This window comes from Janthinobacterium sp. GW823-FHT06H09 (assembly GCF_058794735.1).
Genome location: NZ_JBXAHC010000001.1, coordinates 261,818 through 282,851, shown reverse-complemented (window position 1 = coordinate 282,851; position 21,034 = coordinate 261,818). Strand labels below are relative to the sequence as shown.

Here is a 21,034-nt window from a genome sequence, read left to right as displayed (position 1 = left end):
TGCGATGAAATCAACCGTTTTCTTCCTGCTGCTTGCCGCCGCCGTTCCCTGCATCGCCCAGACGCAGGCGCAAGCGCCGCAGACGCCAATGCCGGGCCAGATCCTCGTCACGGGCACCCTGGCCGACGAGGCGGGCAAGGCGGCCGTGCTGGCCCGCCTGCGCGAACTGTATGGCGCCGAGCGCGTGGTCGACCAGATCAGCATCGGCAATGTGGCCGTGCCGGCCAACTGGAACGGCTACGTGCAAAAGCTGATCGCGCCGAACCTGAAGCTCATTTCGCGGGGGCAGATCAGCATAGCCGGCAACAACGTCAGCGTGCGCGGCGAAGTGGCGAACGAGGCGCAGCGCCAGCAGATCGCCAGCGATATCGCCACCAGCCTCAATCCCACCTACACCGTCAACAATGGCTTGCGTGTCAAGGCGGCCGAGGCCGAGCAGGGCTTGCTCGATGCGGCGCTCGATAAACGCATCATTGAATTCGACAGCGGCAAGGCCACCATCACGCCGGCCGGCCAGGCCATCCTCGACGAGATGGCGGCCGCCATGCTCAGGCTGCGGGGCCGCAAGGTGGAGGTGATCGGCCATACGGACGACACGGGCCTGCGCGCCAGCAACGTGGCCCTGAGCCAGGCACGGGCCGAAGCCGTGCGCGCCTACCTGGCCAGCAAGGGCGTCGCGGCCGATACCGTGCTGGTGTCGGGCCAGGGGCCGGACCGTCCCGTGGCCAGCAACGCCACGGCCGATGGCCGGGCGAGGAACCGGCGCATCGAGTTCCGCATTGCTCAATGATCCGCGCCCACTGATCAGGGCAGAGTAATGGTCAGGTGCGCGGGCCGCGGCGCCAGCTTGACCAGGTCCGCATACGCGGCCAGGGTCGTTTGCGTGCCGCGCGTCAGATGCGTTTTCAAACCGAGGTAGGCGCAGATGGCCAGCAGGGCGAAAAAGCTCGACAGCGCCCACAGCGGCACGTCGCTGCCGCGTTTGTTGACCACCTGGTCGGGGCGTTCCGCGCGCGGCGCGAAGCCGCGGCTCTTGCCCTTGATGTGGGCGATCTCGTCGCCCAGGCGCGCCGTCAGATAGCTGAGTTTTTCGCCGCCGTCGATCGCATACTTGCCCTGGAATCCCAGCAATAAACACATGTGGAACACCTGCAGCGCCTGCACGCGCATGGCGCCCTTGCCGCGCAAGGCGTCGAGGCGGTCGAAGAAGTGTTCGCCGGCCAGCTGGTCGCCGAAGATCAGGAGCTGCAGCGGGCGCCGCTCCCACTGCTTGCGCAGGGCGAACGGCGAGGCGAGGATGATTTCATCGACGGCCGCGCAGAACGCATACTTGGCCGCCTCGATATCGTCGCCATCGGCGCGGATCTTCTTCGCTTCGCGTTCGAAGTCGTCGAGGAAGGCCGTGATGCGGTCCATGAAGCTTTGCTCGTCGCCGGGCGCCGAACCGTGCTTCAGCATGAACAGCATGTAAAAGCCTTCGTGCATCAGATCCAGCAGGGCGCTGCCCGCATGCCGGCTGCTGCCTGCCGGGGCGGCGCCGCGTGGTCCCAGCAGGGAGGGCGCCGCGCGCCGTTCGATGAGCTGGCTCATGCCGTCACCGCGATCAGTTCCAGCTGCAGGTCGCGTATGCCGGCCGGCACGTAGACGGAAATCGACTGCGCCTTGAGCATCTGCTCGTACAGCGCGCCGCGGTTTTCAATCGCAAAATAATAGGTGTCGGGCCGCACGGGAATGGCCGCCGGCACTTGCGGCGCATGCGACAGTTTCAGGCCGGGCATGGCCGTGAGCACGCATTTTTCCACGTCGTCGGGCGCGCCCACCTTGACGCGCACGGGCACCACGTCCACCAGCTCGATGGCGGGCATGGCGGCGCGTATCGCCAGGTACAGGGTGGTGTGCTGATCGATCTTGCCCGAATCGAGCTTGCCCAGGTAGTACGAGGGCTTGTCTTCCAGCAGGGCGATGGAAAAATACTTCGACGAGATGACGGTGTCGAGCAGTTCGCGGATGATGGCGTCGATGGCATCGAAGCAGGCGCCCGGCTGCGCGTGGTCGTAGGCGGGCAGGCTGGCCAGGGTGTAGTGCTTGGAGTAGCTGAGCAGGCCGCCCGCCAGGCCCAGCAGCGCCTCGTACAGGCGCTCCGGATGCAGGGCCGGGTGGCGCACATAGTGCATCAGCGCGGCGGCGGCCGTGCTGACCGTGTGCAGCAGCCAGAACGAGGACACGTCGCCCGAGCGGAATTCGATCACGTTGCGGCTCGGTTCGCGGTGGTGGCCGTGCAGCGCGCTCACTTTCGCCTGCAAGGCGTCGAGCAGGTGTTCCAGCACGCCTTGCAGGCGCGGCGCGCCGGCGATCGCCAGGCTGGGCGCCATGAACGAGGGCAGGGGTTCGAAGCCGCCCGATACCGTGCGCCGCAGGGCGATCAGCGGCAGGCAGTCGTAGGAGCCGCGCGCCTCGCTGTCGGGAATCAGGCGCACGGTCTTTTTCAGATAGGCCACGTCGGCCACGGCGGACTCCGTAAACAGGTCGGGCGTGGCGTGCATGGCGTGCGCGAAGCGCGTGGCCGCCGGCGTACCGGCGTTTGACGCCTGCGCCGTGTAATTCACGCCTTCGCGGTTGAGGATGGGCAGGGCCGCGTAATACGTCACTTCCTGCACCGCCGGCGGCAGCGCTTCCAGGTCCACCGGCGGGGGCAGGATATCGCTGCCGGGCGCGCCGTCGCCCAGCGCCTCGAACACTTCGCCGTCGCGGAAGATGGCCGACAGGGCCTGCAGGCGCAGGGTGCCTGTCTTCAGCGCCGCCAGGTCCCACTGCATGTGCGCCACGCCCCACAAGTAGGGATGCAGCGCGCTGGCCGTGTGATGCAGGCGCGCTTCGTGATACTGGTCCTGGCGCTGGAAATGCTGCGGCCGCAGGAACAGGCCTTCTCCCCACAAGACTTTCGCTGCCATGCCCATCTCGTTTCTCCTTGAATGTGTGGCGTGTCTGCTGGTGCTATTGGCAGCGCGGGGCCGACAGCGTGGACGTGCCGCTGATGCTGAGCGCGCAGGCATGCAGGCCGACGGTGATGCCGCTGCGTTCCGCGTCGGCGGCGGCAAAGGTGGCGCGCCAGCGCTGTGTCGCAGGCGCGCGGAACAGGGCCACGACGCCGATGAAATACGCTTCCTTGCTGACTTTTTCCTGCACTTCATAGCGCTGGCCCGGCACCAGCAGCACCTCTTTGACTTCCATCAGGTCGGCGCCCAGCGCCGCTTTTTCGCGCTGCGCGTCGAGGAAGCTGTCGTAAGGCGCCTGCTCGAAGGCGGCGCTCTGGCGCAGCTTGTAGATGCGCGCCACCAGCGCCAGCGGCCGGCCGTCGGCATCGGTGTTCAGGCGCTGCGCCGCGTGCAGGCGGATGCTGACGTTGCGCGGCGGCTGCTGCGCGTCGGGCAGTTCCGGCGGCGGCTTGGCCACGCCGGCCATTTGCAGTGCCGCGTTGGCCAGGGTGCCGATGGCGCCGCCCGCGCAGCCGGTCAGCAGCAACGCTTGCAGCAATGCCAGCAGCGGTAGCGCGGTGGCGCGGGCCGGGCGGACCAGGGCGTCAGGTGGCATGGGCGACCTTTGCAAGATGAAGTGTGGAAACAAAAGTGTTGCAGTCATTTAAACGCATGCACGGGCGACCTGCTTGCGTTGGCGCAAGATCGGTCTGCGATCAAGACAATTGCTGCGCCAGATCAGGATTCATGTCGTCCTGCGCGGCTGTAGCATGGAACTTCTTCTTTGCTGATTAATCTCAATTTGGTAAAAAATTGCCGATCAATAATAGTCTTCACGCCGCCCATCTTTCCCAGCGGTAGCGTCCTCCACGTGAAGGAGTACCCCCGATGAAGCCAGCCACGATATCGCTCCGTATTGTCTGCCTCGCCAGCGCCTTGTTGCTGGCCGCCTGCGCCACGCCGGACCAGTCGGCGTCCCCCAAACCTGCCGCACCGAGCCTGGCGCAAGTGATGAGCGACGCCGATGCGGCGGCGCGCGCCGGCCAGTACGAGCGTGCCATGACCCTGCTTCAGCGCGGCGGCGCGAGCTATCCCGCCGACAAGGCGCCGTGGCTGCAAATGGCGCAGATGAAGTTCGACCGCGGCCAGTACGGCGACGCCATCGGCCATGCGCTTGAAGCGCTGGAGCGCGACCCGGACGACAAGGTGGCCAACAGCATCGTCGCCGTCAGCGGCTTGCGCCTTTCCGGCAAGGCGCTGGCCGATCTGTCGCGGCAAAATAATCTGAATGGTTCGTTGCGCTCGGAAGCGCAGGACCTGGCCAAGCTGCTGCGCGCAAGCATAGGCGAAGACGTCCTGGTGCCGCCGGCCAGGCGCCCGCCGGCGGCCGGCAAGCGCGCGGCCGGTTCCGGTACGCCGGCGGCGAAGGGCGCGGCGCAGCAAGGCAGCGCGGCCGACCCGTTCAGCGGCCTGAAATAAGCGAGCATCCCCACCATCTCCTTGCAAAGGAAGCGACATGTCCAAGTCCGACAGCGTGCAAAAACGCCTGAAGCAGGTACGCGCGCCGCGCGTGCAAATGACCTATGACGTCGAGATCGGCGACGCGATTGAAAACAAGGAGCTGCCCTTCGTGGTCGGCGTGCTGGGCGACTTTGGCGGCAACCCTGACAGCGAGAAAAAACGCCTGAAGGACCGCAAGTTCGTTTCCATCGACAGCGCCAATTTCGATGAAGTGCTGTCCGGCGTGGAGCCGGTAGCCCGTTTCGCCGTGCCGAACCGTATCAGCGAGGCGGGCGGCACGTTCGCCGTCGATCTGCACTTCCGCTCGATGGACGACTTCCGCCCGGAATCGGTGGTGCGCCAGGTCGATCCCTTGCGCAAGCTGCTCGAGGCGCGCACCAAGCTGGCCGACCTGCGCAACAAGCTGGCCGGCAACGACAAGCTGGAAGACTTGCTGACGGAAGTGCTGAACAACACGGACAGCCTGGCTACCCTGAAACCGCAGTTCCCAGCGCAGGAGGATTGAGATGAGTACCCAGGCAGAGGCCCTAGCAGTATCCACGCCCGGCGCGCCGGCCGCGACCGATTTGCTCGACCAGATCGTCGAGCAAAGCCGCGTCGCCAAGTCCGGTGCCGAACATGCGCGCGCGCGTGACCTGATCTCGGAACTGGTGGCCCAGGTGCTCGACGGCACGGTGCTGATGTCGAGCAGCCTGTCGGCCACCTTGGACGCGCGCGTGGCGGAGATCGACCGCCTGATCTCGGCCCAGCTCAGCGAAATCATGCACGCGGCGCCGTTCCAGCAGCTCGAACAAAGCTGGACGGGGCTGCGCTACCTGGTCGGCAATTCCGACACGGGCACGCGCCTGCAGATCCGCATGTTCAACGCCACCAAGCGCGAACTGGTGAAGGATTTCCAGGCCGCGCTGGAGTTCGACCAGAGCAGCATGTTCAAGAAGGTGTATGAAGAGGAATTCGGCACCTTCGGCGGTGCGCCATTTGCCGCGTTGCTGGGCGACTTCGCCATCTCGCGCCAGCCGGAAGACATGTATTTCGTCGAGCAGATGTCGCACGTCGCCGCCGCCGCGCACGCGCCCTTCATCGCCTCGGCTGCGCCGGAACTGTTTGGCCTGGAAAGCTACGGTGACCTGGGCAAGCCGCGCGACCTGGCCAAGGTGTTCGATACCGTCGAGTACGCGAAATGGAAAGCCTTCCGCGAATCCGAGGACGCGCGCTACGTCGGCCTGACCTTGCCCCGCTTCCTGGGCCGGCTGCCGTTCAATCCCGTCGACGGCACCACGGTCGACGGTTTTAACTTTGTCGAGGAAGTCGACGGCAGCGACCATCACAAATACCTGTGGTGTAACGCCGCGTATGCGTTTGGCAGCAAGCTGACGCGCGCCTTTGCCGACTACGGCTGGTGCGCCGCCATCCGCGGCGTGGAGGGCGGCGGCCTGGTGGACGACCTGCCGACCCACACCTTCAAGACGGACGAGGGAGACGTGGCCCTGAAATGCCCGGCCGAAGTGGCGATCACCGACCGGCGCGAAAAGGAGTTGTCGGACCTGGGCTTCATCTCGCTGGTGCATTGCAAGAACACGGCGTATGCGGCGTTTTTCGGCGCGCAGTCGGCGCAGAAAAGCCGCAAGTACAACAGCGACGCGGCCAACGCCAACGCGGTGCTGTCGTCGCAGCTGCAGTACATCTTCGCCGTCTCGCGCATCGCGCACTACATGAAGGCCATGATGCGCGACAAGATCGGCAGCTTTGCCGCCGCCTCCAGCGTGGAAGATTTTCTGAACCGCTGGCTGATGCAGTACGTGCTGCTCGACGATAACGCCAGCCAGGAACAGAAGGCGCAGTTCCCGCTGCGCGAGGCGTCCGTGCAGGTGCATGAAGTACCGGGCCGGCCCGGCGTGTACCGCGCCGTGTCGTTCCTGCGGCCGCACTTCCAGCTCGATGAATTATCCGTTTCGCTCCGACTGGTCGCGGAGTTGCCGAAGTCGACCAATTCCTGAATCACCCATCTTTCAACCAGAGGAGCACACCATGGCAATCGATGTATATCTGCAGATAGACGGCATCAAGGGCGAGTCCACCGATGACAAGCACAAGGACTGGATCGAGTGCAAATCGGTCAGCTGGAGCGTCGAGCAGCCGAAGTCCGCCACCGCCTCGACGGGCGGCGGCCACACGGCCGAACGCTGCGAACACAAAGACATCGTCATCTCCAAGCTGGCCGACCTGGCCTCGCCGGTGCTGCTGCAGACCTGCTCGGCCGGCAAGACCATCCCCAAGGCGCGCTTCGAATTCATGCGCGCCGACGGCCAGGGGGAGCGCGTCAAGTATTTTGAGATCGAAATCGAGAACGTATTGATCGGCGCCGTGACGCCGAACGTGGAAGAAGGCGACATCCTCGGTGAACACGTCGGCTTCAAATTCTCGAAAGTGAAGTGGAAATACACGCAGCAAAAAGTGACGGGCGGCGCCGGCGGCAATACCTCGGGCGGCTGGGACCTGGCCGCGAACCGCGTGGCTTGATCCATGGTGCGCGGCGCGCGGCGGCCACCTTCGCCGCGCGCCGCGCCTTTTTTTCAGGAGAGCGCATGGACAGTTATGTACCTGGCCTGTTTGACCGCCTGATGGATGACGGCGGCGGTGCGGCGGGCGGCGTGGCGGTGCGCCTGTCGCTGGAACAATTGAAGGATGCGGTGGCGCGCGACCTGGAGGAACTGCTCAACACGCGCGTGGCCCTGCCGCCCGGCGCGCTCGACGCCTATCCGGAATGCGCGGCCTCCATCGTCAACTATGGCCTCATCGATTTCGCAGGCATGTGCCTGTCCAGCAGCGATGACCGCGCCCGCATCTGCGCCGCGCTGAAGGCGGCCATCGAACGCCATGAACCGCGCCTGCGCAATGTGCGCGCCCGCCTGGAGCGCGAAGCGGGCAGCATCAACCGCGTCGGCTTCGTCATCAGCGGCACCCTGGCCGTGATGGCCGGCGGCGAGGCGGTCAATTTCGACGCCGTGCTGCAGCCGTCGTCGCTGCGCTATTCGATCAACCGCAAGGGAGCCGCCGCATGAGCAATCATTTGAAAACCTTGATCGCCAAACTCAATGACACGGCGCGCACGGCCGCCACCCGCGCCGCCGCCATCTGCGTGGGACTGGGCCAGTACGAAGTCGATGTCGAGCACCTGTTCCTGGCGCTGCTGGAGCAGGAGCGCAGCGATTTCGTCACCATCGCGCGGCGCAGCGAAATCAGCCTGACGGCGCTGGAGGCGGATTTGCGCCGCGAGATCGGCGGCTTCAGGACGGGCAGCGCGCGCACGCCCGTGTTTTCGCGCCACTTGCCGCTGCTGTTCGAACACGCCTGGCTGATCGCTTCGCTCGACACGACGCGGCCAGGGCCCATCCGCAGCCGCCATCTGTTGTTGGCGCTGCTGACGGAGCCGGAACTGTCGCAGCTCGCGTACCGCGGCTCGAAGCTGTTCGCCCGCTTCAGCGTAGAGCAGTTGAAACACCATCCGGACAAGCTGACGGCAGGTTCTGATGAAGAGGAAAGCGCGGCAGTGCCGCAGCTTGCCGACCTGTCCGCAGATCCTGTTGCCGCCCTGGCCAGCAAAACTCCGGCGCTGGACCAGTTCACCACCGACCTGACGCAGCTGGCGCGCGACGGCACGCTCGATCCCGTGATCGGCCGCGAGGCCGAGATACGCCAGGCCGTCGACATCCTGCTGCGCCGGCGCCAGAACAATCCGATACTCACGGGCGAGGCGGGCGTGGGCAAGACGGCCGTGGTGGAAGGCCTGGCCCTGCGCATCGCCGCCGGCGACGTGCCCGAGGTGCTGCAGGGCGCGCACATCCACGCGCTCGACATGGGCTTGCTGCAGGCCGGCGCCAGCGTGAAGGGCGAGTTCGAAAGCCGGCTGAAAAATGTCATCGACGAGGTGGCGAAAAGCCCGCACCCCGTGATTCTCTTCATCGACGAGGCGCACACGATGATCGGCGCCGGCGGCCAGGCGGGACAGAACGACGCGGCCAATCTGCTGAAACCGGCGCTGGCGCGCGGCGCCCTGCGCACCATCGCCGCCACCACCTGGAGCGAGTACAAAAAGTACTTTGAAAAGGATGCGGCGCTGGCGCGGCGCTTCCAGGTGGTGAAGGTGGAAGAGCCGAGCGAAGACATCGCCTGCGCCATGCTGCGCGCCATGGCGCCGCTGATGGAGCGCCACTTCGGCATCCGCGTGCGCGACGCCGCCATCGTCGAGGCGGTACGCCTGTCGCACCGCTACATCAGCGGGCGCCAGCTGCCCGACAAGGCCATCAGCGTGCTCGATACGGCGTGTGCCAAGGTGGCGCTGGGCCAGCGCGCCACGCCGGCACAGCTGGAAAACGCGCACCGGCGGCAGGAACGCATCGGTGCGGAAATCGCCGCCCTGAGCCGCGAGGCGGCCGATGGCGAAGCGTCCGACAAGGCCGGCGCCGCGCGCCTGGCGCAGCTGCGGCGCGAGCATGACGAAGGACAGGCGCAGATCACGGCGCTGGCGCAGCGCTGGGAGCGCGAAAAAACGCTGGTGGCGCAGATCGGTGACTTGCGCGCGCAGCTGCGCGGCGAGCGGCCGGGCGAGATCGGCGCGGCGCGCCTGCTGGCGCTGAAGGAAGAGCTGGCGGCCCTGCAGGGAGAAGCGCCGCTGTCGCCGCTGGAAGTCGATGCGCAGGTGGTGGCCGGCATCGTCGCCGGCTGGACCGGCATCCCGCTGGGAAAAATGCTCAAGGACGAGATCCGCACGGTGCTGACTCTGGAGGGCGCGCTGCGTGAACGGGTGCTGGGACAGGACCACGTCATCGACGCGGTGGCGCAGCGCGTGCGCACGGCGCGCGCCAGCCTGGACGACCCGAACAAGCCGCAAGCCGTGTTCCTGTTCACGGGGCCGTCGGGCACGGGCAAGACGGAAACGGCGCTGGCGCTGGCCGATCTGCTGTACGGCGGCGAGCGCAAGCTCATTACCATCAACATGAGCGAGTACCAGGAAGCGCACAGCGTGGCCGGCCTGAAAGGCTCGCCGCCCGGCTATGTCGGCTATGGCGAAGGCGGCGTGCTGACGGAAGCCGTGCGGCGCCAGCCCTACAGCGTGGTGCTGCTCGACGAGGCGGAAAAGGCCCATCCCGACGTGCTCGAATTGTTCTTCCAGGTGTTCGACAAGGGCGTGCTCGATGATGCGGAAGGGCGCGAAGTCGATTTTCGCAACACCATCATCATCGCCACGTCGAACCTGGGGGCCGGCGCCATGATGGCCGCCTGCCTGAACCGGGTCGCGCAAGACTTGCCCACGCCGGCCGCGCTGGAAGAACTGGTGCGCCCGCAACTGGTGGCGCACTTCAAGCCGGCCCTGCTGGGGCGCCTGAGAGTGCTGCCATTTTATCCCCTGAACGACGCGGTGCTGGCCGAAATCATCGCCCTGAAGCTGGCGAGGATAGGCGCCCGCATCGCGCGCAACCACCGGGCGCAGTTCAGTCACGATGCTGGCCTGGTTGACGCCGTGCTGGCGCGCTGCACCGAGGTCGATTCGGGTGCGCGCAATGTCGATCAAATTCTGAACGGCAGCCTGCTGCCTTCGATCGCCGAAGCGGTGCTGGCGCGCATGGCCGCAGGCGAGCCGCTCGCGTCGATACGCGTCACTGCAAATAAGCAGGGGCAGTTCAAATACACCATCAAATAACGTCAGCAAGTAACGTCACCCCGCGGAGGGCACCATGTTCAATCTGGAGCAGTTGCTGCACCCCGTCAGCGCCGTCAGTCCCTGCGGCGAAGACATCACCTTCAGCCAGGAGCTCGATGCCATCGCGCGCGCGCGCCAGCACGACGACCCGAGCCTGGACCAGGGCGAGTGGGTGACGGCGCTGAAGGAAGCCGACTGGCCTTTCGTGGCGACGCGCTGCGAACAGCTGATCGCCACGCACAGCAAGGATTTGCGCGTGGCCGTGTGGCTGGCCGAAGCGCACGCGAAAACGCGCCATTTCCGCGGCTTGGGCGACGGCTACGCGCTGCTGGCCGGCCTGTGCGAGCGCTATTGGGATGGCCTGTATCCGCCGGCGGAAGAGGGCGACCAGGAACAGCGCATCGGCAATGTCTTCTGGCTGCTCTCGCGCACGCCGCAGTTGCTGCGCGAGATTCCGCTGACGGAAGGCGCCGACGGCCTGTTTTCACTGCAGGATTTCGATGCGGCGCGCCAGCGTGCGGCCGCCAGCCTGGCGCCGGGCGCGGCGGAGCAGGGCTGGGGCGATGCGCGCCACGACGAAGGCGTGCCCCTGGCGCAGATGGAGGCGGCGCGGCAAAGGAACTCGCGCGCCTTTTCCGACGGCCTGCTGGCCGATGCGCAGTACTGCATGCAGTCGCTGCTGGCGTTCGAGCGCAGCGTCGACGCGCGTTTCGGCGTCGACGGTCCGAGTTTTCGCGCCGCGCGCGAAGCGCTGGAAAACGCCATTCATTTCATCGCGCCGCTGTCACCGGATGCGGACTTTGCCGGCGCGCCGAGGGTCGCTGGCCAGGGCGCTGACGCAGGCGCAGGCGGGAGCGCCGTCGTGCAGCGCCAGCAGGCGCTGGCCCAGCTGCGCCAGGTGGCCGATTTTTTCCGCAGCACGGAGCCGCACAGCCCCGTCGCCTACCTGGCCGACAAGGCTGCCAGCTGGGGCGAGCTGCCGCTGCACCTGTGGCTGCGCGCCGTCGTGAAGGATTCAAGCACCCTGGCGCAACTCGACGAAATGCTGGGCACGAACAGCGCGAACGGATGATCGGTTTGCGCGCTTCCATGCTAATCTTCCGGCATGTCCAGAATGTTCATCCTGCCTGCCGCGCTATGCCTGTTCCTCGCTGCCAGTGTGCGGGCGGAAGGGGCGACGCCGCTGGTGATCTATGGCGACGACGATTATCCGCCGTACTCCTACGTCGACAACGGCCAGCTGAAAGGCATCTACACGGAGATCGTGCGCGAAGCCGTGCAATCGATGCCGCAATATGCGGTGCAACTGCGTCCCGTGCCGTGGAAACGGGGCGTGCTGATGCTGCAGACAGGCGAGGCGTTTGCCCTGTATCCGCCGTATTCGTGGCGCAGCGAGCGGCCGTACGTGCGCTATTCCGTGCCGCTGCTGATGGAGCAGCTGGTGGTGCTGTGCAACCAGGACGTGCTGGCGAAGCGCGCGCTGCGGCAGTGGCCTGCCGATTACGGCGGCCTGCACATCGGCGTGAACGCGGGTTTTTTGCTGGGCGATGCGCAACAGACGGCAGCCCTGCAAGCGGCCAGCATCGTGTTCGATACGGCCAAGGGCACGCGCACGAATCTGCTCAAGCTGATGCGCGGGCGTATCGATTGCTATGTCAGCGACCGCCTGTCGGCGCAGTGGGAATTGCAGCGCATCCGGCGCGAGGGTGCGCCGGGCACGCCGATGCAGGCGATACAGGAAACCGCGCAGCTGGCCAGCCAGCAGGGCCACCTGGGTTTTACGGAGCGCCGGCCTGCCGCCTACCCTTATCGCGATGACTTTATCGAACAATTCAATGCGGCCATCGTGCGCATGCAAGCCAATGGCGCAATCCGCCGCATCGTCGACCGCGCGCTGCTGCCCTGACTGATTCAACCCGATGGAGAAAAACATGAAAAGAATATTATTGCTATGTGTGCTCGTGCTGGCCGGCTGCGTAGGCCGGCCCGAGAATATTGTGCCAGTTAGCAACTTCGACACGACCCGTTATCTGGGCAAATGGTATGAGATCGCGCGCCTCGACCATTCGTTCGAGCGGGGCCTGAGCCACGTGACGGCCGACTACAGCCTGCGCCAGGATGGCGGCCTGAAAGTGCTCAACCGCGGCTACCAGGATGCGGACGCGAAGTGGAAGGAAGCGGAAGGCAAGGCGTACTTCGTCGACAAGAAAGACGTGGGCTACCTGAAAGTGTCTTTTTTCGGTCCCTTCTATGGTTCCTACATCGTGTTTGATTTGGACCAGCAAGATTACAGCTATTCCATGATCAGCGGCCCCGACAAATCCTACTTCTGGTTGCTGTCGCGCACGCCCACCATGGATCCTGCCTTGCAGCGGCGCCTGATCGAGAAAGCCGGTGGCTTGGGTTTCGATACATCAAAATTGATCTATGTGAAGCAAAACTGACCTTGCTTGCCTGCCGCCCGTTCGTGGCGGCAAACCGTCTTCTGGTTGTTGCTTTTCTGCATGTTATTTCTTGCAATACCACTCTGATTCACTCACAATCTGCTCCAAAGTGGTGCGCTGCGGCGTGCTGCCATTCTGGTGACGCGCCTGCCATTGCGTCGCCGCTCGTGATTGCCGCACGGCAGATGCCTGCTATATTGATACGTAGCAGCACGTCGGTTTCGTGGCGTCTGTGCATTGTTTTTTTCAGATAGGAATCACGCAATGAAAAACCTCAAAATCGGCGTACGTCTCGGTGGCGGTTTTGCCGCCGTCCTGCTCCTGTTGACGACCCTGACCGTGGTGGGCATCGTGCAGATGCAAAGCGCCAGCAAGGAAACCGATGCGCTGGTCAACGTCAAGGTGCGCAACGAGCGCCTGATCGGTGAATGGACCAAGGTCATCGAGGTGAACGCGGCGCGCACGGCGGCCGCCTGGAAAGTCGGCGATCCCGAACACCAGAAGCAGTTTGAACAGGAAATGGCCGTCTCGTCGGCACGCGCCACGGAAATTCAGAACGCTATCGGCAAAAGCGAGCTGAATGCCGAAGAGCAATCGCTGTACCAGGAGGTGCTGAGCACGCGCAAGGCTTACACGGAAGTACGCAAGAATGTGTTCAAGGCCAAGAATGCGGGCGATCTGGAACTGGGCAAGCGCCTGTACGAAGGCGACATGGTCGCCAAGCGCGACATCTACCTGGCATCGTTGAAGAAGCTGGAACTGCTGGAAGCCAAATTGCTCGACGAAACGGCTGCGCAAATTCGTTCGCGCTACGAAAACGGCCGTCTGCTGCTGATCTCGCTGGGCGTGGTGGCCATCTTGCTGGGCATTGCCTGCGCCTACTGGATCACGCGCTCGATCACGCGTCCCATCACGCGTGCAGTCGAGGTGGCGCAAGCCGTTTCCGCCGGCGACCTGACCAGCCATATCGTCGTGGAAAGCCGCGATGAGACGGGACAGCTGATGCACGCGCTGAAAAACATGAACGATAAACTGGTCAGTATCGTGGGCCAGGTGCGCGCCGGCACCGAATCGATCAGCACGGCGTCGAGCGAAATCGCGGCCGGCAACCTGGACTTGTCGTCGCGCACGGAAGAGCAGGCCAGTTCGCTGGAAGAGACGGCATCGTCCATGGAAGAGCTGACCTCCACCGTGAAACTCAACGCCGACAATGCGCGCAGCGCCAACCAGCTGGCCATCGACGCCTCGCAGATCGCCAGCAAGGGCGGCGTGGTGGTCTCGGAAGTGGTCAGCACCATGGGCTCGATCAACGATTCCTCGCGCAAGATCGTCGACATCATCAGCGTCATCGACGCCATCGCCTTCCAGACGAATATCCTGGCCCTGAACGCGGCCGTCGAAGCGGCCCGCGCCGGCGAGCAGGGCCGTGGTTTTGCCGTCGTGGCCTCCGAAGTGCGCAACCTGGCGCAGCGCTCCAGCGCGGCGGCCAAGGAAATCAAGGGCTTGATCGACGATTCCGTGCAAAAGGTCGAGGCCGGTTCGCAACTGGTGGACAAGGCGGGCCGCACCATGGACGAGATCGTGCAAAGCATCAGCCACGTGACGCAGATCATGAACCAGATCACCGACGCCAGCGATGAGCAGCGCACCGGCATCGAACAAGTCAACCGGGCCATCGGCCAGATGGACCAGGTGACGCAGCAAAACGCGGCCCTCGTGGAAGAAGCGGCGGCGGCGGCCGAATCCATGCAGGAACAGGCAGCCAAGCTGGCCGATGTGGTGGGCGTGTTCAAGCTCGATGCCACACAGCGCTATGTTTCGGCCAGTGCTGGCCCGTCCGTGACGGCGTCGGCACAAGGAGGGAAAACTGCCACGCGACCGGCCGTGCAGCCAGCCAAGCACCGTGCGCCGGCACCCGCCGTGGCCGCGCCTGCGCCGGGCAAGGCGGCGCCAGCGGACGCTGTGCGTGCACGCACACCGAAGACGCCGGTGGCATCCGGTGCCGACGACTGGGAAGAGTTTTAAGCGCAGGTTCCCCTTGGCATGGCGTGGGCGCTACAATCGCGGCTTGAAGACAGCCGCGAACGCGCTCCGCCATGACCACCCGCCGTACCTCCCGCTCTATTTCCAGCGCGATCGCCAGCCCTGGCGCCGCATCCTCCTTCAAGGCTGAACCCGCCAAACGCGCACGCTGCCCGGTCTGCCTGCGCGCTGCGTCCAGCTGCATTTGCCGCTGGACTGCCCCCGTCGCCCACGCCGTGGACGTGCTGATCCTCCAGCATCCGCTGGAAGTCCACAACGCCAAGGGCAGCGCCCGCTTGCTGCATCTGAGCCTGCCCAACAGCCGCCTGCTGATGGGCGAACAGTTCGCCCCGGACGCGCTCGCCGAACTGCTGGCCGACAAGCACAACGTCCTGCTGTACCCGGATACGCCAGGCGACCGTTCGCTGGGCATCGCGCCGCCGCCAGCGCTCGACCCGTCCATCTTGCTCGATCCGGCCCGATTTTCGAGCCAATTGCGGCTGGTGGTACTGGACGCCACCTGGCGCAAGAGCCGCAAGATGCTGTATCTGAATCCCCTGTTGCAACAGTTGCCGCGCCTGCCGCTGCGCGATACACCCGCTTCCCATTATTTGATCCGCAAGGCGCATGCGCCAGACCAGTTATCGACGCTGGAAGCGACGTGCTATGCCCTGATGCAGTTGGAGCAGGACGCTTCCCGCTTCGTTCCCTTGATCACGGCATTTGACGGGTTTGTCGCGCAGCAGTTGAGTTATGTCATGCCGCATGGCGAAAAAGCTTGAAACGACAGCACGGTAGCCCTTGATCTTGGCCGCACAGCGGCATAGTATACTGTACGTATATACAGTTGATGGGGCCGTTCATGAAAGCAATCATTCCAGAGCACGATGACAGCTTCGCCGGGCAAGCCATGTTGCCGCCGCAATCGCTGAAAGCGCAAAAGGGGCGCGGGGCCGTCTCGAATCTGCAGGGGCGTCACGAGACGCATGCGCGCGCCGGTTTCGATGACGGCTGGAGCGTGGGCGGCCTGGACGAGGCAGCTGTGGAGGCGGCGGCGCCGGGATGGAAGACGCAGGTCAGCGACGAACAGGCGCGTACCATTCTCACGCGCAACGCTTCGCCCGATTTGCCCTTCAACGTGTCGCTGAACCCGTACCGGGGGTGTGAACATGGCTGTATTTATTGCTTTGCCCGCCCCACGCACAGCTACCTGGGCCTGTCGCCGGGCCTGGATTTCGAAAGCCGCATCTACGCCAAGGTGAACGCCCCCGAACTGTTGCGGCGCGAACTGGCCAAGCCGTCGTATGTGCCCGAACCGATCGCCCTGGGCGTCAATACCGATGCGTATCAGCCGTGCGAACGCGAACGGCAGCTGACGCGGCGCGTGCTGGAAGTGCTGCACGAATGCGACCACCCCGTGGCGCTGATCACGAAATCATCGCTGATCGAGCGCGATATCGACATCCTGGCGCCCATGGCGGCCAGGCGCCTGGCGGCCGTGGCCGTCACTGTCACGACGCTGGACCCGGCCATCGCGCGCACCCTGGAGCCGCGCGCGGCCGCCCCGGCGCGGCGCCTGCGCACCATCCGCACCCTGACGGAGGCGGGTATTCCCGTGGGTGTGAGCATCGCGCCCATCATCCCGTTCGTGACGGAGCCGGAAATCGAGCAGTTGCTCGAAGCCGTGCGCGACGCGGGCGCCATCCACGCCCATTACGTGGTGCTGCGCCTGCCGTGGGAAGTGAGCCCCTTGTTCCAGCAATGGCTGGAAGCGCACTTTCCGGAGCGTGCCCAGCGCGTGATGAACCGGGTGCGCGAAATGCGTGGCGGCAAGGATTACGACAGCGCGTTCGGCGCGCGCATGCGCGGCGAGGGTGTGTGGGCTGACCTCATCCGCCAGCGCTTTGAAAAGGCCGTGCACCGGCTGGGGCTGCACGGCAAGGGCGGCCGCTTCAAGCAGCTCGATTGCACGCAATTCCGCCGGCCGCTGGTGGTGCCGCCGCTGGGTGCAAAAGTAAAAAAAGGCAATGCGGGGCAGCTGGATTTGTTTTAAGTTAAACCGGCGTCACCGCTGATGCCGCAGGGCTGCGCTCATGGGCAGCAATGCGGGCGAGGCTGGTCTGCGGCTGGGAGGAGTGCCGTCGCTTGCCGGAAGTGGCGCGCCGCCGTCCGGAAACGCGGAGGCAGAGGCTAGACTCAGGCTACCTCAGGCTACCTCAGGCGCCGGAGGGCGTTGCGGTGCTATCGTGGGCATTATCCTGTGCTTGCATCTGCGCCAGATGTTGCTCGATGGCAAAAACGTGCGGATCGCTCTTGCCCAGTTCGCGCAGGGCGCTGGCCAAGTGCAGCAGGTACTCGCTGTTCGGACCGCTGGGGCCGTTTGATCGGGCGATCTGGCGCGCGATATCGAGTTCCGATGCGGCACCGAGGAAGGCGGCGTTTTCCTCGTTGGCGATGTACACCAGGCCTTCGACCTTGCTGCCATCGTCGAAGGTGATGTCGGTGGCCAGGCGCAGGTAGCCGTTTTTTTCGCGGTGGTCGAGGTGGGCGAAGACTTCGGGTGTGATCAGATACGCCATGCCGTCGCACACGGCGCCCGCCTGCGGCACGATGGTGGCGACCCGGCCCGGCGCCATCGGCGTGCCCCGGTGATCGTGCGAACCTTGCCAGAAGCGCCGCGTCCAGCCTTCGATGCTGGCGGGGCGACGTTCGATATAGGGGAAGTCCGCCTTGTAGATCAGCGAGCCATAGCCGAACAGCCAGACCTGCTCATGGCCGTCGAATTTGTTCATGCGCTGGTTGATGGCGATGGTGGCGGCGTCGGTGGGCGACAGGGCGTGCTGGTCAGGCTGGGTCATGGTGCAAGCGGATAAGGGGCGATGCGCCATTATAAAGGGGCGCCGGCGAGGCCGCCGGCCGGCGGGGTGTCGCGGGCGGCCGGGCCGCCCGCTCCCACGTTCCACTCGTGCGTCTCGACAAAGCGGAACAGGAAGGCCATGAAGCTTTCGGCGGCCGGCGACAGCGAACGCCCCGTCTTCGTGTAGACGAAAAAGCGCCGCGTCAGTTCCGGCTCGTGCAGGGTGCGCATGTGCAATTTGTAGAGTTTGACCATCGGTTCCGCGTACGGCAGGCAGACCGTGATGCCGAGGTTGGCGCTGACCATGGCCAGCGCCGTCGTCATGAAGGTCACTTCGTTATAGGGATTGAGCGACAGTTCGCGGAACGCGCCGTGCATGTCGCGCAGCAAACGCTCTGTGAACTGGCCCTGCAGCGAAATGAACGGGTAGTCGCCCACGTCGGCCCAGGTCACGCGCTCTTTCTGCTGCAGCGGATGCTGCTCGGGGAAGACCAGTACGAAGGGCATCTCGAACAGCACTTGCGCGGCGATTTCCGCCGTCGGATCGCGCTCGGGGCCGATGCCGAAATCGACTTCGCCGCTGAAGACGCGCGCCGACACGTTTTCCACGGGGCAGTCGACCAGGCGCAGCTGCACATCCGGGTGCGCCTGGCGGTAGGCGGCGATCACTTCCGGCAGCAGGGTGCAGGCCATCATCTGCGGCGCGGCGATGCGCACCAGGCCCGTCTTCAGGGCCTTGCGCTGGGCGATGCCGGCCATGGCGCCGTCGAGGTCCTCGATCATCTTTTCAAACAGCGGATACAGTTCGCGGCCGATTTCCGACAGCTGCGTCTTGCGCGTGCTGCGCTCGACCACGCGCACGCCCAGCACGCTTTCCAGTTCCTTGATCAAGCCGCTCAAGGCGGACTGCGTCACGTGCAGGTATTCGGCGGCCAGGGTAAAACTGCCGGTCTTGGCCAGCGCCACGAAGGCGCGCATCTGTCGCAGGCTGGGACTCATAAGATAATCCGATAAATCGATGGTTAAAAATTGTTTGTATGATAGCTGTAACTCGATTCTAATGGTGAAAAGCTGAAAAACCCGCCATCCATCGGAGACAGACATTATGAAGATCAAGCAAATCCACCACGTCGCCTACCGCTGCATCGACGCGAAGAAAACCGTCGAGTGGTACGTCAAGCATTTGAACATGAATTTCGTCCTCGCCATCGCCGAGGACCTGGTGCCGTCGACCAAGGCGCCGGACCCGTACATGCACGTCTTCCTCGACGCGGGCCAGGGCAATGTGCTGGCCTTCTTCGAACTGCCGACGCAGCCGCCGATGGACCGCGACCGCAATACCCCGGCCTGGGTGCAGCACCTGGCGCTGGAAGTGGGCAGCATGGAAGAACTGCTGGCCGCCAAGGAGCGCCTGGTGGCCGCCGGCATCGAGGTGCTGGGCCCGGTGAACCACGCCATCTTCCAGTCGATCTATTTCTTCGACCCCAACGGCCACCGCCTGGAACTGGCGGCCAACGTGGGCACGCCCGAGATGATGGCCAAACTGGACGCCGTCAAATGGGAAATGCTGGAAGAATGGTCGCAGACGCGCCGCGCGCCGAAGCACGCCGCCTGGATGCACGCGCCAGCCGACGCCTGAGCGCCGCCCACGGCATCCATCTGAACACTACGCCTAACAAGGAACACACTCCATGAAACTCGCAACCCTGAAAAACGGCAGCCGCGACGGCGCCCTGATCCTCGTCAGCCGCGACCTGCGCCAGTACCAGCGCGTGGCCGCCATCGCTCCCACCCTGCAGGCGGCGCTCGACAACTGGGATGCCGTGGCGCCGAAACTGGAACAGGCCTACGCGGCCCTGAACGCGGGCCAGGCGCCGGACGCGCAGCCGTTTGACGCCAGTCTGTGCCACTCGCCGCTGCCGCGCGCCTACCAGTGGGCCGACGGCTCCGCCTACATCAACCACGTGGAACTGGTGCGCAAGGCGCGCAACGCGGAAGTGCCGGCCTCGTTCTACACGGACCCGCTGATGTACCAGGGCGGCTCCGACAGCTTTATCGGCCCGCGCGACCCCATCTTCGCCCTGTCGGAAGAGTGGGGCATCGACCTGGAAGCGGAAGTGGCCGTTGTCACGGGCGACGTGGCCATGGGCGCCGGCGCGGACGACGCGGCGAAAGCGATCCGCCTGGTGATGCTGGTCAACGATGTCTCCTTGCGCAACCTGATCCCGGGTGAACTGGCCAAGGGCTTCGGTTTCTTCCAGTCGAAGGCGGCCAGCGCGTTTTCGCCCGTCGCCGTCACGCCCGATGAACTGGGTGCCGACTGGGCGGACAGCAAGCTGCACCTGCCGCTGCTCGTGGATCTGAACGACAAACCGTTCGGCAAACCAAATGCGGGCGAAGACATGACCTTCAATTTTGCGCAGCTCGTCGCCCATGCGGCGAAGACGCGCGAACTGGGCGCCGGCAGCATCGTCGGCTCCGGCACCGTGTCGAACAAGCAGGGCAACCTGTTCGGCTCCAGCATCGAAAACGGCGGCGTCGGTTACTGCTGCCTGGCCGAAGTGCGCATGTATGAAACCATCGAACACGGCGCGCCCAAGACGGCGTACCTGAAGTTCGGCGACACGGTGCGCATCGAGATGCGCGACGCGGCGGGCGCCAGCATCTTCGGCAGCATCGAGCAAACCGTGGCCCTGTACGCCGGCCGCGCCTGAGGGGAGGGCGCCCCATGAAGCTGTACACCTATTTCCGCAGTTCGGCCGCCTACCGTGTGCGCATTGCCTTGAATTTGAAGGGTATCGCCTACGACAGCATCCCCGTGCACCTGCTACAGGACGGCGGCCAGCAGCTGCTGCCGGCCTACCGCGCCGTTAACCCGTCGGCTCTGGTGCCGGCGCTCGACGACGAGGGCGCCATCCTGACGCAGTCGCTGGCCATGCTCGAATACCTCGACGAGACGCGGCCAGCGGTGCCGCTGCTGCCGGCGGGTGCGCTGGGACGCGCCCGCGTGCGCGCGCTGGCGCTGGCGATCGCCTGCGACGCCCATCCGTTGACGAATCTGCGCGTCCTGAAATACCTGAAAAACACCCTGGGGCTGTCGGACGAGGCCAAGCAGGAATGGTACCGCCACTGGATGGCCGAGGGATTGGCAGCCGTGGAAGCGCTGCTGGCGCAGGGCGACCCGGCCGGAGCTGGCCTGTTCTGTCATGGCGATAGCCCGACGATGGCCGATTGCTGCCTGGTGCCGCAAGTATTCAATGCGCAGCGCTTTGCCATCGACCTGGCGCCGTACCCGCGCGTGGCGCGCATCCATGCGCATTGCGCCGGCTTGCCGGCGTTTGCCGCCGCCCATCCGTCGCAGCAGCCCGACGCCGAGTAAGTTTGAGCCGCATCAAACGTAAGCCGCCCCGGCCAGCATGCAGGCCGGGGCTTTTTTATGCGGAATTGATTTTGCGCAGTCAATGCCTGCTTGCCGGTAGGCTACAATTTGCGTTTGCCCAAATATTTTACTGAC

General features: G+C 65.0%; 21 protein-coding genes. 16 read left to right on the top strand and 5 right to left on the bottom strand.

Translation table 11 applies throughout. The features are described 5' to 3' along the window. Nucleotides 1-4 precede the first annotated feature (4 nt). A complete protein-coding gene (locus AC1Q6X_RS01380; protein WP_492494661.1) occupies nucleotides 5-790 on the top strand; it encodes an OmpA family protein in 786 nt (261 codons plus the stop codon). 14 nt (nucleotides 791-804) lie between these two features. On the opposite strand, the gene icmH is transcribed toward AC1Q6X_RS01380, so the two are convergent. From icmH to tssJ, 3 genes are read right to left on the bottom strand one after another with little or no spacing between them, the layout of a single operon-like run. Beyond that, on the bottom strand, nucleotides 805-1,590 hold the full coding sequence (icmH, locus tag AC1Q6X_RS01375) for a type IVB secretion system protein IcmH/DotU (protein WP_070224157.1): 786 nt from the start codon (nucleotides 1,588-1,590) through the stop codon (nucleotides 805-807). Continuing rightward, nucleotides 1,587-2,957 (bottom strand): type VI secretion system baseplate subunit TssK, encoded by a 1,371-nt coding sequence (gene tssK, locus AC1Q6X_RS01370; protein WP_492494660.1) that lies wholly within the window; start codon nucleotides 2,955-2,957, stop codon nucleotides 1,587-1,589. Before tssK ends, icmH begins: the two co-directional genes overlap by 4 nt. 37 nt (nucleotides 2,958-2,994) lie before the next feature. Next, a complete protein-coding gene (tssJ, locus tag AC1Q6X_RS01365; RefSeq protein WP_492494659.1) occupies nucleotides 2,995-3,591 on the bottom strand; it encodes a type VI secretion system lipoprotein TssJ in 597 nt (198 codons plus the stop codon). A 272-nt stretch (nucleotides 3,592-3,863) separates the two neighbouring features. Between tssJ and AC1Q6X_RS01360 the strand changes: the two genes are divergently transcribed. The 12 genes from AC1Q6X_RS01360 to AC1Q6X_RS01305 all read left to right on the top strand — a co-directional run bounded on the left by AC1Q6X_RS01360 (nucleotide 3,864) and on the right by AC1Q6X_RS01305 (nucleotide 16,716). After that, nucleotides 3,864-4,454 carry a hypothetical protein gene (locus tag AC1Q6X_RS01360; RefSeq protein WP_492494658.1) on the top strand — a complete coding sequence of 197 codons (591 nt, stop codon included), beginning with the start codon at nucleotides 3,864-3,866 and terminating at the stop codon, nucleotides 4,452-4,454. 37 nt (nucleotides 4,455-4,491) lie between these two features. Continuing rightward, complete coding sequence (gene tssB, locus AC1Q6X_RS01355) at nucleotides 4,492-5,001, top strand: type VI secretion system contractile sheath small subunit (protein WP_121670092.1); 510 nt, start codon at nucleotides 4,492-4,494, stop codon at nucleotides 4,999-5,001. 1 nt (nucleotide 5,002) lies between these two features. Beyond that, the gene (gene tssC, locus AC1Q6X_RS01350; RefSeq protein WP_070224152.1) at nucleotides 5,003-6,493 is read left to right on the top strand and encodes a type VI secretion system contractile sheath large subunit; all 1,491 of its coding nucleotides are present in this window, start codon (nucleotides 5,003-5,005) and stop codon (nucleotides 6,491-6,493) included. 31 nt (nucleotides 6,494-6,524) lie between these two features. Then, entirely contained in the window at nucleotides 6,525-7,016 is a 492-nt protein-coding gene (locus tag AC1Q6X_RS01345; RefSeq protein ID WP_034750126.1) for an Hcp family type VI secretion system effector, read from the top strand. 65 nt (nucleotides 7,017-7,081) lie between these two features. After that, nucleotides 7,082-7,558, top strand: a complete 477-nt coding sequence (gene tssE / locus AC1Q6X_RS01340; protein ID WP_070224151.1) for a type VI secretion system baseplate subunit TssE — start codon at nucleotides 7,082-7,084, stop codon at nucleotides 7,556-7,558. After that, nucleotides 7,555-10,197 (top strand): type VI secretion system ATPase TssH, encoded by a 2,643-nt coding sequence (tssH, locus tag AC1Q6X_RS01335; protein WP_492494656.1) that lies wholly within the window; start codon nucleotides 7,555-7,557, stop codon nucleotides 10,195-10,197. The genes tssE and tssH overlap by 4 nt, the downstream gene beginning before the upstream one ends. 34 nt (nucleotides 10,198-10,231) lie before the next feature. Continuing rightward, nucleotides 10,232-11,269: a type VI secretion system protein TssA gene (gene tssA / locus AC1Q6X_RS01330; RefSeq protein WP_492494654.1), complete on the top strand. Its 1,038-nt coding sequence runs from the start codon at nucleotides 10,232-10,234 to the stop codon at nucleotides 11,267-11,269. 33 nt (nucleotides 11,270-11,302) lie between these two features. Then, nucleotides 11,303-12,103: a substrate-binding periplasmic protein gene (locus tag AC1Q6X_RS01325; RefSeq protein WP_492494652.1), complete on the top strand. Its 801-nt coding sequence runs from the start codon at nucleotides 11,303-11,305 to the stop codon at nucleotides 12,101-12,103. A 25-nt stretch (nucleotides 12,104-12,128) separates the two neighbouring features. Next, nucleotides 12,129-12,641 (top strand): lipocalin family protein, encoded by a 513-nt coding sequence (locus tag AC1Q6X_RS01320; protein ID WP_070224147.1) that lies wholly within the window; start codon nucleotides 12,129-12,131, stop codon nucleotides 12,639-12,641. A gap of 264 nt (nucleotides 12,642-12,905) precedes the next feature. Continuing rightward, complete coding sequence (locus tag AC1Q6X_RS01315) at nucleotides 12,906-14,666, top strand: methyl-accepting chemotaxis protein (protein WP_492494650.1); 1,761 nt, start codon at nucleotides 12,906-12,908, stop codon at nucleotides 14,664-14,666. A gap of 71 nt (nucleotides 14,667-14,737) precedes the next feature. Further along, a complete protein-coding gene (locus tag AC1Q6X_RS01310) occupies nucleotides 14,738-15,445 on the top strand; it encodes a tRNA-uridine aminocarboxypropyltransferase (protein WP_409028182.1) in 708 nt (235 codons plus the stop codon). A gap of 80 nt (nucleotides 15,446-15,525) precedes the next feature. After that, entirely contained in the window at nucleotides 15,526-16,716 is a 1,191-nt protein-coding gene (locus AC1Q6X_RS01305; protein ID WP_492494647.1) for a PA0069 family radical SAM protein, read from the top strand. Between the two features lie 163 nt (nucleotides 16,717-16,879). Here the strand turns inward: AC1Q6X_RS01305 and AC1Q6X_RS01300 are convergent, their stop codons facing one another. Together AC1Q6X_RS01300 and AC1Q6X_RS01295 are read right to left on the bottom strand one after the other, a co-directional pair. Then, nucleotides 16,880-17,521, bottom strand: a complete 642-nt coding sequence (locus AC1Q6X_RS01300) for a gamma-glutamylcyclotransferase (RefSeq protein WP_492494645.1) — start codon at nucleotides 17,519-17,521, stop codon at nucleotides 16,880-16,882. Between the two features lie 29 nt (nucleotides 17,522-17,550). Next, nucleotides 17,551-18,519 (bottom strand): LysR family transcriptional regulator, encoded by a 969-nt coding sequence (locus tag AC1Q6X_RS01295; protein ID WP_492494643.1) that lies wholly within the window; start codon nucleotides 18,517-18,519, stop codon nucleotides 17,551-17,553. Between the two features lie 106 nt (nucleotides 18,520-18,625). Here AC1Q6X_RS01295 and AC1Q6X_RS01290 point away from each other — a divergent pair, with 106 nt between their 5' ends. The 3 genes from AC1Q6X_RS01290 to maiA are packed head-to-tail and all read left to right on the top strand — an operon-like array spanning nucleotide 18,626 to nucleotide 20,899. Next, on the top strand, nucleotides 18,626-19,159 hold the full coding sequence (locus AC1Q6X_RS01290) for a VOC family protein (RefSeq protein WP_070311278.1): 534 nt from the start codon (nucleotides 18,626-18,628) through the stop codon (nucleotides 19,157-19,159). 52 nt (nucleotides 19,160-19,211) lie between these two features. Next, the gene (locus AC1Q6X_RS01285; protein WP_492494640.1) at nucleotides 19,212-20,234 is read left to right on the top strand and encodes a fumarylacetoacetate hydrolase family protein; all 1,023 of its coding nucleotides are present in this window, start codon (nucleotides 19,212-19,214) and stop codon (nucleotides 20,232-20,234) included. A gap of 14 nt (nucleotides 20,235-20,248) precedes the next feature. Continuing rightward, nucleotides 20,249-20,899 (top strand): maleylacetoacetate isomerase, encoded by a 651-nt coding sequence (maiA, locus tag AC1Q6X_RS01280; RefSeq protein ID WP_492494638.1) that lies wholly within the window; start codon nucleotides 20,249-20,251, stop codon nucleotides 20,897-20,899. Nucleotides 20,900-21,034: the final 135 nt, after the last annotated feature.